The sequence below is a fragment of the Mucilaginibacter rubeus genome (genome assembly GCF_014643835.1).
Classification (GTDB): Bacteria; Bacteroidota; Bacteroidia; order Sphingobacteriales; family Sphingobacteriaceae; genus Mucilaginibacter; species Mucilaginibacter rubeus.
Genome location: NZ_BMKD01000001.1, coordinates 207310 through 221217 on the forward strand (window position 1 = coordinate 207310; position 13908 = coordinate 221217).

Sequence of the window (13908 nt, forward strand, 5' to 3'; positions counted from 1 at the left end):
ATAATATATTGGCTTTTGGTTTTGCTTTGAAGTTTTAACTAATTGATAGTTAGTTATTTGAAATTTTAAATTTATATTTTTAGGTTATGTTAAAATAATACAAAAAACCACTCATATCGTATTATAATCGATTGTTACCTCTGGCTACTTTTACTTAGCATATAATCTCTTTGGCGACAACTGTTAAGAAGTGATCATGTGCTTTAAACCAATTTTAACAAATTAAAGTAAAACGTATGAGAGGAAAACTACGTATCAAAAAAGTTGTGGCCTTATTCTGTACAAGTTTATCATTTGTGTTGATAAGCCTGTCGGGGCAAGCCCAAAGTAAATTGATTACCGGTAAGATCACCGGTTCGGACAACGGACTACCTTTGCCGGGTGTTACCGTTAAGATAAAAGGGAGCACGCAGGCTGCGGGCTCAAAGGCCGATGGTACCTACTCAATAACCGCCGGTAACAATGAAACACTTGTTTTTAGCTTTGTTGGCTTCTTAAACCAGGAAGTTGCCATAAACGGCAGATCGGTTATTAACGTATCGTTAGTGCCTGATAATAAAACACTAACCGAGGTAGTTGTTGTGGGTTATGGTACTACTAAGCGTAAAGATTTAACCGGGGCTATTAGTTCAATCAACGCCGATCAGGTAGGTAAAGTACCTGTGACCAGCGTTGATCAGGCTTTGCAAGGCCGGGCAGCGGGTGTACAGGTTACTAATAATGATGGCGCACCCGGTAGCAGCGTGAGTGTATTGATCAGGGGGGTAGGTAGTTTGGCTACAAATGGTAATGAGCCTCTATATGTGGTTGATGGTTACCCGATCAGCGGAGGCTTAAATAACGTTAATCCTAATGATATAGCTAATATTGATGTGTTGAAAGATGCTTCGGCAACAGCTATTTATGGTGTTAGGGCAGCAAACGGCGTTGTCATCATTACTACAAAAAAAGGTCGGAAGGATGGTGGGGTGCAGGTATCGTTAGATGCCTATGGTTCATTGCAATCAAAACCAAAAAAGTATAAAGTTCTTAACGCTCAGCAATGGGCAACCCTGGCCAATGAAGATCACGCATCTGAAGGTAATTTTACAGAATTGCCTGAATGGGCAAATCCTTCGGCATTAACCAGTGTTGACTGGCAGGATGCAATTTATCGCCAGGGGGCAAAACAGAGCTACAACCTTGGTATACGCGGAGGCAACGAAAAAATTCAATCTGCCTTTTCAGCTGGTTATTATGACCAAAAGGGGATTGTTTTAGGTTCATATTTTAAGCGGTTAAACCTGGGTATGAATATTGATTATACCGTAAGTAAATGGCTTAAATCATCTACCAGTGCTAAGTATTCAAGGCAGGATCAAAATAATCCATTTGGTTCAGGATCATTGCAGCAATTAACAGAGCTTATCCCTACGCTTGATGGTGGTAATAAGTTAACCAACCAGATAAAAGACAAAAATGGGAACTATGGTTTTTATAACCCGATCAATATTTACACAAAAAGCTGGAACAATCCATTATATACTATTGAAAAAAACGATTATAAAAACCTAAATAATTACCTTTTGGCAAGTAGCTCATTAGAGGCGACTATTATAGACGGGCTTAAGATCAAAACCAATGCGGGCCTAAACGTAAGCGACTATTCGGGTTACTTCTTTCAACCGGAAGACCTTCGCTGGCAGGAGCAATATGGTTTAAGCGGTGCTAATCAAAATTCTGTTTATTCGCAAAGCGCAAATAACACTTTTGAGTGGTTATGGGAAAATACCATATCGTATGATAAAACCTTCGGAAAGCATGCTATTAACTTTGTTGGTGGTGTTTCAGCACAATCAAATACCTACCGGTATATGACAGGTACCGGAGATAAATTGATCAATAATGCCCTTCGGGATCTGGCGCAGGTTAACGATCTTGTTGTTACAGGCAGCCAATATACAACAACTTTTGCTTCACAATTTGGACGGTTAATCTATAAATACAATGACAAATATATTGTAACAGGTACCGTTAGGCGCGATGGTTCGTCGAAATTTGCTAACGGGCATCAATATGGTGTATTCCCTTCGGGTTCCGTAGCCTGGAAAGCTAAAGAAGAATCATTCCTGAAAAACGTTGCATGGCTGTCTGATCTGAAGTTCAGAGGAGGGTATGGCGAAGTTGGTAATCAGGGCTCTATTCCATTATTTCAATATAATGCCTTATATTCATCAGGTGGTGCAGCTACTACCGGCACAAACGTGGGCTATCCATTTGGTAAAAATGGTTCGTCAGGAGAGGTCTATCAACCCGGTTTGGCACCAACACAACCTGCCAACCCAGACCTGCGATGGGAAACTGATTACCAAACTGACATTGGTATGGATGCTGCCTTCCTGAATGGCGCGCTTACTTTTACAGTTGATTATTATAACAGGAGATCGAAAGACTTTTTGTTAAACCTTCCTGTATCGTCACAAACTGGCTTTAGCCAAAACCTGGCCCAAAATGTTGGTGAAATCAATAACAAAGGTTTTGAATTTGCCGTAAACTATAACCATACTGTAAATGATTTCAGGTATGGTTTGGGTTTAACCTTTACCACAGTTAAGAATAAATTAGTTAGCATTAACAAAAGCTTAACCTTTATTGATAACCTTACCACGGTTACCGGTCTTAACGGTAATGGCTGGGGCCAATTCAGCGAAACCAATATCGGGCAGGCTGTAGGTGAATTTTTTGGTTATAAATCGCTGGGGATTTTTCAGTCGCAGGCGCAAATTAATGCTTTAAACGCCGCGGCTGCAGCTAAATTCCCAAGTAACCCATATTACTGGAAAAGCGTTACCCAACCCGGAGACCGTTACTATGCGGACACTAATGGCGACGGACAGGTTACCCCTTCAGACAGGACAAGCCTCGGTAGTCCGATCCCTAAATTTTATGGCGGTTTAAACCTCGATTTTGCCTATAAGGCATTTGATCTTAACGCATACTTCTACGGCTCTTACGGAAATAAGATCCTGAATTATCAGCAAAGGACGCTTGAAAGCTTTCAGGCCCCGGGTTTTGTTGGTGTTGAAAACGTAGGTTACGATTATTATGTTAATCACTGGACTCCAAGTAATCCATCAAATCGTTACGCAAGGCTTACATATAATGATGATACCAGCGCAAATAATGTACCATCAAGTGTGTATGTTGAAGATGGTAGCTATCTCCGTTTAAGGAACCTTACCCTGGGTTATACATTACCGTCTGACGTCACCAAAAGGTTAACCCTATCAAAGGTGAGAATTTACTTTTCTACCCAGAATTTGTTTACTATAACCGGGTATAAAGGTCTGGATCCTGAAATTGGCACAGCTAATGGAAGTGCAACAGCATCTGGTATTGATGCGGGTAATTACCCTTCATCTAAGTTTTATACACTTGGTTTAAATGTAACTTTCTAATTGGGCAGCGATAAAACAGTAAAGAAATGAAAATCAATAAAAAATATATCACACTAATTGCTCTCGGTGCCACACTTATGGTTCCATTGAGCTGTAAAAAGAATTTTCTTGACCAAACAAGCTATACACAGCTCACTAAAGATGCTTATTTTAATAAAGCATCTGACGGTATAGCGCTTGTAAACTCAATTTATGATACCTATCAAAATGCCGACTTGCTAAAAAAGTCGATCTGGTATTATGCTAACTTTCAAACCCATGATTTTTTTAACTGGGGAAATGACCGTTTTTATAATTACTACGCAATAACTACAGATTTTGGCCCGATCAGGACTTTTTGGCAACGTGCTTATGTGGGTATATCTCGGGCTAACTCTGCAATTGAAATCATTCCCGAAATGAAAGCCAAAGGGATTCTTGACGAAAGTTTAGCTAACCGATTGCTTGGTGAAGCCTACTTTTTACGCGGAATGACCTATTACTACCTGGCGGGTAGTTTTGGCGGTGTGCCACTGGAGCTTAAATCGGTAACTGATGGTTTAACCGCAAGAAGTACACAAGAACAAGTATTTGCACAGGTAATTGCCGACACCAAGCAGGCTGCAACTTTATTACCATGGAGGGAAGATTTGCCGGCTTCTGAACTTGGAAGGGCAACAAAAGGTGCTGCTTTAGCTTATGAAGGTGCCGCGCAAATGTGGAATAAAGATTACGCCGGTGCATTGGCAAACTTTAACCAGTTGGATGGGCATTTTTCACTGATGCCTAATTTTATAGATGTAAATGAGTACAATCATCAAAATAATGCTGAGTCGATATTTGAGGTGCAGTTTACAGTAGCAGGTACCCAAAGTTGGGGTGCAGGTAATGAAGTAGCCTGGATTTCGGATTTTAGCTGGCCGGAGGAGGTTTCAAACTTCGGTTATGATTATGCCAATCCGGGATTATATTATTCATATCAGGCTGGTGACAAACGTAAACTGGCAACAGTGATTGGCCCCGGCGATGAGAACATTAGTCCGGGAATTATAGGTCGGGGTGGCATTAAAGTTTATCCTTTAGTAGTAGCAGGTTTTGCGAGCTCCGATCCTAAGGTAAAAGCTAAATACACCGGGGATGACGGTAAAATCATCAATACCTGTGGTACCCATGCCAATCCATGGTATGGTTCTGACGGTGATGGCTTACGTACCGGTTTCTACTGTGCTAAAATGTGGCGTGACCCCAACCTTGATGCTAACTCCGGTAATTCAACAATTTTTGGCGCTCAAAATCAAATACTGTTACGTTATGCCGAAGTATTGCTTGATAAAGCCGAGTGCCAGATCCGTACAGGTGACGCAGCAGGTGGCCTGGCCACGATTAAAAAGGTAAGGGACCGCGCGTGGGGCGGCACTGCTCCGGCTGTAATGCAGGATGGTGCAAATTATGACGGTTCGGCTTCAAGCCCAATCACAGACCCACTACAAATGGTTTACAGCGAGTACAGGCATGAACTTTCGGGTGAGTATTCTGTGTTTTATAACCTGCGCAGGGCTGGTGTAGCTGCCGAATTCATTAAAAAAGCTTACGGTACAGTCGACAACAATACAAACATGATCCCTAACCCTAACACTGCAGATGCAAAGCTTGATGCAGATAACGGTTTAAAGCTTCATGGCTTGTATAATACATCACTTCCGGTAGGTCGTGATCTTTATCCTATTCCGCAGCTTGAGCGTGGGCTAAACCCTAACTTAACTCAAAATCCGGCATACGGTAATTAGCATATTGTTATCATTTAACAGAAAAGGCTTCTCCCGCAGGGAGAAAGCCTTTTTGTGTTAATTATTATCTTTAAAGAATAAACCAATCCCCTAATCGATGAAGAAAATTTTATCCATCGTTATACTATGTTCATCTGTCTTATTCTCCTGTAAAAAAACTTCACTTTTTCAGCAGGTTTCATCATCTCATTCGGGCATTCATTTTAAAAATGAGATCATCGAAAACGATTCTATAAACCCGTTAGACCTGGTGAATATTTATAATGGAGGGGGCGTAGGGGTTGGTGATTTTAATGGCGATGGCCTGCCCGATTTATACTTTACGGGTAATATGGTGGCAAGTAAGCTATATCTTAATAAAGGTGATTTTAAGTTTGATGATATTACCGATGCCGCGGGTGTAAATGGCGCGGGCCGATGGGGAAGGGGTGTTGCGGTAGTTGATATCAACAATGATGGTTTACCAGACCTTTACATTTGCAATACCATTACCAAAGACTCGCTGAAAAGGCGGAATATACTATACGTTAACCAGGGGAAAGGCAACGATGGTATTCCTCATTTTAAAGATGAGGCTTCAGAATATGGTCTGGAAGCAGGCGCACAATCAACCATGGCAAGCTTTTTTGACTATGACAACGATGGCGACCTGGATATGTACCTTACTGTGAACAGCGCCACGGCAAGTTACAACCCTAATTTATTCGGTAACTCAAATTATACGGCAAATCATAGCCGGGGCAGGTTGTACCGTAACGATTGGGATGAAAAATTACATCATGGCGTGTTTCATGATGTATCCGCACAGGCAGGTATTAACCTGGATGGTTACGGCCATGCAGCCACGACGGTCGATTTTAACAACGACGGGTGGAAAGACATTTACGTATCGGATGATTTTATATCAAACAACATCCTTTACATCAACAACCATGATGGTACCTTTACCAATCGTACCAAAGAATATTTTAAACACACATCCTACAACGCTATGGGGCAGGATGTTATCGATATCAATAACGATGGCTTGCCCGATGTTGTTGAACTGGACATGAATCCGGAGGATAACTATCGCAAAAAGATGATCCTCGGTCCCAATAGTTACCAAACTTATCAAAACTTTGATATTTATGGTACACAATATCAATATGTACGCAATACCCTGCAATTAAACCAGGGGCCGCGTTTAGGACAGAATGGTGCTATTGGCGCCCCTGCTTTTAGCGAAATAGGCTTTTTAAGTGGCATTGCTCAAACCGACTGGAGCTGGACACCGCTGATCACCGATTTTAATAATGACGGCTATCGGGACATGATCATAACCAACGGCTTCCCTAAGGATGTGTCTGACCATGATTTTATGACTTACCGTGAGCAGGCCTATGCCGTTACTTCCAAACAAAAAGTTTTGGATCAAATCCCCGAAATTAAGCTGCATAACTATGCTTTTGCGAATAACGGCAACCTCACCTTTACCGATGTGAGTAAGGATTGGGGCTTAAGCCTGCCTACTTTTTCAAACGGTGCAGTGTACGTGGACCTGGATAATGACGGGGCTATGGATATGGTGGTTAACAATATCAACGATGAAGCTTTAGTTTATCGCAACACATCTCGCGATGATAAAAATAACCTCGATAAAACGCACTACCTGCAAATCAGCTTTAAAGGTGATAGGCAAAATATTAACGGCTTAGGTGCTACGGCCGAGATATTTTACGATAAGGATAAGACACAGGTATATGAAAATGATCCCTACCGGGGATATATTTCATCGGTACAAAGTATAGCGCATTTCGGTTTGGGTAAAGTTACCGCAATAGATTCGGTTTTGATCAAATGGCCCAATGGCAAAAGAGAAAAGCTGACAAAGCTAAAAGCAGATCAGTTAATAAAGGTTGATATAAAAAATGCTCAAGACCCTTATTCCTTTGTTCAGCCGCAAATAGCCGCGAACGCTTTATTTAAAGAAATAACAGATTCCATAGGGATCCATTATACCAACAAGGGAAGCGGTTTTCTTGATTTTAATATCCAGAAACTACTCCCGCACAAACTTTCGGAGTATAATCCGGCTTTAGCCGCGGGTGATATCGACGGCAATGGCTTTGATGATTTGATCATTGGCGGCACCGCTTACGATCAGGCGCAGGTTTTTTTCCAGATGCCCGATGGCAAATTTAACCGCCGCAACCTGTTAACAGGTAATATTAATCCTGTCCATAATTTTCAAGATGAAGGTTTGTTGCTTTTTGATGCTAATGGTGATGGCAAGCTCGATTTATATGCGGCCAGTGGAGGTTACGAATTTGCAGCAAATGGTCCAGAATACCAGGGCAGGCTTTATATCAATGATGGCAAAGGCAATTTTACGCTTACTGCTGATGCTTTGCCTCCAAATCTCACCAGCAAACTTTGCGTACGGGCTTGTGATTATAATAAAGATGGCAAGCCCGACCTGTTTGTATCAGGAAGAGTTGAGCCATGGAAATACCCCAACCCTGTTTCGAGTTTTATTTTGCGGAACGATAGTGAAAATGGTCACGCAAAATTTACGGATGTTACAGCACAGGTAGCCCCGGCTTTGAAAAACATAGGCATGATTTGTGATGCCCTGTTTACCGATTATGATAACGACGGCTGGCCCGACCTGGTCATGGCCGGCGAGTGGATGCCGGTAACATTCCTTAAAAATGAACATGGTAAGTTTGTTAATACCACAGTTCAATCCGGCCTGGGCAATAAGCTGGGTTGGTGGAACTCATTGGTAGCCGGAGATTTCAGGCATACCGGCCGTACGGATTATATTGTCGGGAATTTGGGCGAGAATAGCCTGATCAAAGCCAGTGACCAATATCCTGTTTACATTACAGCTAAAGAATTTGATAAGAGCGGCATCTACAGCGCGATTCCGTCTATTTTCCTACCCGATCAAAACGGGGACAAAAAAGAGTACCCAATGTACGGTCGCGATGATATGCTGAAGCAAATGATCAGCATGAGAAAAAAGTTTACCAATTATCGCTCGTACGCTTTGGCAACTATGGATGAGGTGCTTTCATCCGAACAGAGGAGCGGGGCGTTGAAGCTGAAAGCTAATACCTTACAATCATGTTTTTTAAGGAATGATGGCAATGGTAAATTTACAGCTATCCCGCTGCCGGTTGAAGCCCAGGTATCGGTATTAAACGGTATGGAAACCGGAGATTTTGACGGGGATGGAAACCTCGATGTAGTTATCAATGGCAACGATTATGGCAGTGATGCTACTATCGGGCGTTATGATGCGCTTAACGGTTTAATGCTGAAAGGTGACGGCAAAGGCAACTTTAAGCCATTAAGTATTATGCAAAGCGGTATTTATATTCCGGGGGATGGTAAGGCTCTGGTTAAGTTCCGTGATAAAAATGGGCAGGTAATATTGGCCGCCAGTCAGCATAAAGATGTTTTAAAAGTTTTCAGATCAGAAAATAAAACAAAAGCTATCCCGGTTAAGGACAATGATGTTTATGCACTGATTAAATATAAGAACGGCAATACCTCAAGGCAGGAATTTTATTTTGGCTCATCTTTTTTGTCGCAATCAGCAAGGTTTATACAGCTTAATGACAAAATATTAAGCGTTACCGTTTTTGATGACAAGGGTAATCAAAGGCTTGTAAATTAGGTGTTTTACCATCGGGTGAAATTACACCGGAAATTGATTAAAATATTTCGTAATCGATTGCGTAAATTAATTATCTTGCGTCGCTAATATAAGGCCGCATTGTTATGCGCTTTAGCCAATAAACCATATTATAATTAAAAATCAATGCATTGCTTTAATCAATCTCCTAAGCTCTTCGGCAGAAAAAAGTTTTGGATAGCGTGTGTTTGCCTGTTGGGTTGCCAGCAACTCAGGGCGCAAAACACGGTATCACTTAATGATCTTTCTTTTTTTGATAATCCATCACCTAACTGGAAAGTAGCGGCCGGCGTACAGGCTGATATTGCGCAGAATGAAGTTTTAACCCTTAAAGACGGTAACGGGATTTTGGTAAATCTGCCCGGCAAAAAGGACGCGAAAGACCTGTTTACCAAAACCACTTATGGCGATGCCGATCTGGAGCTTGATTATATGATGGCCAAAGGTTCCAATTCGGGTATTTATTTGCAGGGCCGTTACGAGATCCAGTTGTTGGATAGCTGGGGAACGGTAAACCCAAAATCGGGCGATAATGGCGGTATTTATGAGCGCTGGGACGATAGCAAGCCCGAAGGTCAGCAAGGTTATGATGGCCATGCGCCGAGGCAAAATGCCAGCCGTGCGCCGGGTTTGTGGCAGCACATGAAAATTTCGTTCCAGGCGCCGCGCTTTGATGGCAACGGCCAAAAGATTAGTAACGCCAAGGTTCTTTACATCTGGCTCAATGGTGTTTTGATCCAGGATAATGTGGAGCTTGCCGGACCAACCCGCGGAGCTTTTGATACTAAGGAGGCCGCCACCGGTCCGCTGCGTTTACAGGGTGATCATGGTCCGGTAGCTTTCAGGAATATCAGGATAACCAGTTTTGACAAGCCTCACCCTGCACTTTCAAACCTGAAATACGGGGTTTATAAAGATGGGATTATTGAGGGAGATAGTTATAAGAAACTAAAACCCGAATCAGAAGGAACTTCGCCTGTATTATCATCAAACCAAGGTAAGCTTTCCAATGATTTCCTAATCCGTTATACTGGCAATATTCAAATTAAAGAAGCTGGTGAATACGTTTTTAAACTAAATGTACCGGGTGGTAAAGGCAAGTTGCGTATTGACGGAGTTGATGCGGTTATGTTAGCCGAAAACAGGGGAGAGGGCAAGGCCCAGTTACAGCCCGGCGATCATCCGTTTGAATTACTCTACTCAAAAACTGTCGAATGGGCCAGGCCGGCTTTAGGGCTTACGGTGTCAGGCCCGGGCATCCGCGAGTATTTATTGAGCGATGCCAATGTAAGCAACAATGATCCTGTTGATCCTATTTTGATTAATGCAACTTCAAATACTGTATTACGGAGCTTTTCTGATTTACCGGGAGGTATCAGGGTTACCCATGGTGTAAATGTAGGCAGCCCTGAACTGTTGCATTACACTTACGATTTGGATAAAGGAATGATTGTTGAGATTTGGCGTGGTGGTTTCTTAGATGCCACACCCATGTGGCATGACAGGGGCGATGGCTCATCGCGCCCGGCTGGTTCTGTACAATACCTTGGCAAACCTGTACCCGCTATCGAAAAGCTGAGCGATGCAAATGCCGCCTGGGCTTTGGATACTGCAGGCACAGGATACAGGCCAAAAGGCTATGTTTTGAATGCCGACGATGTTCCGGCATTTAAGTACAATATTTATGGCACTTCGGTAAATGATGCCAGCAGTGTGATGGATAAAGGGCAAGGTATTCACCGGGAAGTAACGCTTGCCAATGCAGTAGACGGCCTGTTTTATCACCTGGCATCCGGCAATATCGAAACGCTGGGCAATGGATTATATGTCATTGATGATAAATCCTATTATATCCGTATTGATGATGCGGCAGGCGCCAAACCTATTGTTCGGGATGCGGGAGGGAAGCAGGAGCTTATCATCCCCATTCAAAAGAAATTAACCTATTCTATCATTTTTTAAGCTGCCTTGATCATGAACAATACTTTAAAACAAATGATAAACAAGGGCACGTTTTTATTTACGCTTATAATTATCGCGCTGTTGAGCGATATCAAAAATACTTTTGCCCAGGCCGAATCGCCTAAAGAAGATGACTTTTTTAAGATCATGAAAGTGCCCGCGCCTGAGGGTACTATCCTGGAAGTTGGCGGTTTGTGTACGCTGCCTAATGGCACCCTGGCGGTAACTACCCGTCGTGGAGATATATTTATGGTCGAAAATCCAACCGGTCAGCATCCTTTTTTCCGCAAGTTTGCTTCGGGCTTGCATGAGGTGCTGGGTGCCGCCTGGAAAGATGGTGCGTTGTACGTTGTTCAGCGCGGCGAATTGACCAAGCTGGTTGATACCAATATGGATGGTAAGGCCGATGTTTTTGAAACTATTTATGCATGGCCATTATCTGGTAACTATCATGAGTATAGCTTCGGGCCTAAAATAGCGCCCGATGGCTCATTCTTTGTGACTTTGAACCTCGGCTTCCCGCCCGATTGGTGGCACCCGAAAAGCTTTGTGCCTTACCGGGGCTGGGCTTTAAATATTAAGGAAGATGGCACTGTTACGCCATGGGCGGCGGGCTTGCGTTCGCCTTGCGGTATCAGCATGATTGATGGCGAACTTTGGTATTCAGATAACCAGGGCGACTGGGTTGGTTCAGGTAGTATCATGCCAATCAAAAAAGGAGCTTTTATGGGGCATCCTTCAAGCCTGGTTTGGACGGGTTTGCCTAACTCGCCGCTAAAACTCACTTCCGAGCAATTCTTTGCCAAAAACAACCCGAGGATAGAATTTGATAAAAACGGCCAACCAGTAAAGCCGCAGGATATTGTTAATGAAAAATTTAAAACGGAGTTTGAGGCTAAAAAGGAAATCCCTGAATTACAACTGCCCGCGGTTTGGTTACCGCATGGGATCTTAGGAATCTCCAACTCCGAAATTGTTAAAATCCCGGAAGGCGCATTCGGTCCTTTTGCCGGGCAATTACTGATCTGCGACCAGGGCCAAAGTATGGTCGACAGGGTGTTTTTAGAGAAGGTTAACGGCGAATACCAGGGCGCGGCCTGGGCTTTCAGAAGCGGTTTCCAGTCGGGCATAGTAAGGCTGGCCTGGTTACCTGATGGTTCATTGGCTGCAGGCGAAACTAACCGTGGCTGGGGATCTGCAGGGGAGGCCACTATGGGCTTGCAGCGATTGGTATGGAACAATAAAGTTCCGTTTGAGATGCGTGCTATCCGTGCAATGCCCGATGGTTTTGAGATAGAGTTTACCAAGCCGGTTGATAAGAAAGTAGCTGAAGATATTGCTTCATACTCTGTAGAAAGCTATATCTATAAATACCATGGCGTATATGGCAGTCCGCCGGTAAATACCGAAAAATGCCCGATAGTAGGTGTTAAGGTATCAGCAGATGGTTTAAAAGCGCGATTGATTGTGAATAACCTGCGTAAATATTATATCCACACCATTACGCTTGCAGGCATCCGCGATAAGGAAAACTATTTCAATTTAGTTCACCCAACGGCTTATTATACGTTGAATAATATCCCCGAAGGGCAAAAACTTTCCATGACGGAGGTAAGTACGATTAATTCCGCCAAAGCCGCAGCTGCGGCCGATCTGAAAAAGGGCGTTGCCGGTAAAAAAGCTGCGGCAGTAAAATCTGCAGTTGGGTTAAGCGCGGTTCCTACTTATGCAGAGGTGCAGCCGATCCTGCTGAAAAATACCTGTCTTTCGTGCCATAACGCTACAAAAAGACAGGTTGGTCCGGCTTACGTGGATGTAGCTAAACGCAAATATAGCGTGGCCGAATTGATCCAGCTGATCCGTAGTCCGAAGCCCGAGCACTGGCCAGATTATTCAACGCCTATGCCACCTATGCCGCAGGTTCCTAAGGAAGAGGCCCGTAAGATAGCTTTATGGATCAAATCGCTTGCGAAATAAAGCTGAAAGCCGAAGGCTTAAAGCAAAAAGCTAAAGGCCCTGCCTTAAAAGCTTTTAGGCTTTCAGCTAAACATGAATTAGTTATCTGATTATTTAACCCTGATCAATTGTTTTAAAAATGAAACGCAAACTTATTTTCACTGCTTTATTAGCAAGCAGTTCTTTAACAATATTCGCGCAGCAAAATGCTAAGCCGGAGGATACCGAGATCTGGTCGCCGGTGCCGGCTGTAGTTACCCCTGGTAAAACTCTGGGAGATGCACCTTCTGATGCCATCATTTTGTTTGATGGCAAAAACCTCGACGAATGGGTAGCCACCAACGATAGTACATCAAACCATAAATGGAAAGTTGATAATAAAATTATTACGGTAGATAAAACCGCAGGCGATATCCAAACCAAACGTAAATTCATGGATTTTCAGTTGCATATCGAATATCGCATCCCATCAAACATAACCGGCAGCGGACAAGCACGCGGTAACAGCGGCATTTTCCTGGCAGCCCTGCCATGGGGAGCCGGTGGTTATGAGTTGCAGGTGCTTGATAACTATAATAATAAAACCTATGTGAACGGGCAGGTGGGCAGTTTATATAAACAAGCCATCCCCTTGGCAAACGCTTGCCGCAAACCCGGCGAGTGGCAAACTTATGATGTGATCTGGACAGCTCCCCGTTTTAATGAGGATGGTTCGTTAAAATCGGCCGCCCGCGCTACCGTAATTCACAATGGTGTGCTGGTTCAAAACAATACCTCATTAATAGGAGATACCCCTTACATTGGTAAGCCTGAATACCGTAAACATGGTGCTGCTCCCATAAAGCTGCAGGCGCACGGTGATAAAAGTGAACCGATCAGTTATCGTAATGTTTGGGTAAGAGAGTTGTAAAAAAAACGTCGTTGCGAGGAACGAAGCAATCGCAAACTGTACAGAGAGACTTGTATAGCTGCTTTGCTAATAGGGGATTGCTTCGTTCCTCGCAATGACGGTTTTAATAAATTGATGCCGTTTTTAAGGCGATCATCTTGCGCTCGTTTATAACGAGCGCTTAATATGGTTCGGCGATTGTATCGCCATTGC

General features: G+C 43.3%; 6 protein-coding genes. All 6 read left to right on the forward strand.

Annotated elements, in window-relative coordinates:
- The first annotated feature begins 236 nt into the window (after positions 1-236).
- The 6 genes from IEX80_RS00890 to IEX80_RS00915 all read left to right on the forward strand — a co-directional run bounded on the left by IEX80_RS00890 (position 237) and on the right by IEX80_RS00915 (position 13716).
- A complete protein-coding gene (locus tag IEX80_RS00890) occupies positions 237-3437 on the forward strand; it encodes a SusC/RagA family TonB-linked outer membrane protein (RefSeq protein WP_188831639.1) in 3201 nt (1066 codons plus the stop codon).
- A gap of 26 nt (positions 3438-3463) precedes the next feature.
- Positions 3464-5203 carry a RagB/SusD family nutrient uptake outer membrane protein gene (locus IEX80_RS00895; protein ID WP_188831640.1) on the forward strand — a complete coding sequence of 580 codons (1740 nt, stop codon included), beginning with the start codon at positions 3464-3466 and terminating at the stop codon, positions 5201-5203.
- A gap of 97 nt (positions 5204-5300) precedes the next feature.
- Positions 5301-8870, forward strand: coding sequence for a VCBS repeat-containing protein (locus IEX80_RS00900; RefSeq protein ID WP_188831641.1), 3570 nt, complete (start codon positions 5301-5303; stop codon positions 8868-8870).
- 144 nt (positions 8871-9014) lie between these two features.
- Positions 9015-10850 carry a 3-keto-alpha-glucoside-1,2-lyase-like domain-containing protein gene (locus IEX80_RS00905; protein WP_188831642.1) on the forward strand — a complete coding sequence of 612 codons (1836 nt, stop codon included), beginning with the start codon at positions 9015-9017 and terminating at the stop codon, positions 10848-10850.
- Positions 10851-10862: 12 nt separating this feature from the next.
- Positions 10863-12827: a c-type cytochrome gene (locus tag IEX80_RS00910; protein WP_229701473.1), complete on the forward strand. Its 1965-nt coding sequence runs from the start codon at positions 10863-10865 to the stop codon at positions 12825-12827.
- A 118-nt stretch (positions 12828-12945) separates the two neighbouring features.
- Positions 12946-13716 carry a 3-keto-disaccharide hydrolase gene (locus IEX80_RS00915; RefSeq protein ID WP_188831643.1) on the forward strand — a complete coding sequence of 257 codons (771 nt, stop codon included), beginning with the start codon at positions 12946-12948 and terminating at the stop codon, positions 13714-13716.
- Positions 13717-13908 lie beyond the last annotated feature (192 nt).

Coding starts and splice junctions, on each gene's coding strand:
- IEX80_RS00905 (WP_188831642.1), top strand. CDS start 9,015: ATGCATTGCTTTAATCAATCTCCTAAGCTCTTCGGCAGAAAAAAGTTT.
- IEX80_RS00890 (WP_188831639.1), top strand. CDS start 237: ATGAGAGGAAAACTACGTATCAAAAAAGTTGTGGCCTTATTCTGTACA.
- IEX80_RS00900 (WP_188831641.1), top strand. CDS start 5,301: ATGAAGAAAATTTTATCCATCGTTATACTATGTTCATCTGTCTTATTC.
- IEX80_RS00910 (WP_229701473.1), top strand. CDS start 10,863: ATGAACAATACTTTAAAACAAATGATAAACAAGGGCACGTTTTTATTT.
- IEX80_RS00895 (WP_188831640.1), top strand. CDS start 3,464: ATGAAAATCAATAAAAAATATATCACACTAATTGCTCTCGGTGCCACA.
- IEX80_RS00915 (WP_188831643.1), top strand. CDS start 12,946: ATGAAACGCAAACTTATTTTCACTGCTTTATTAGCAAGCAGTTCTTTA.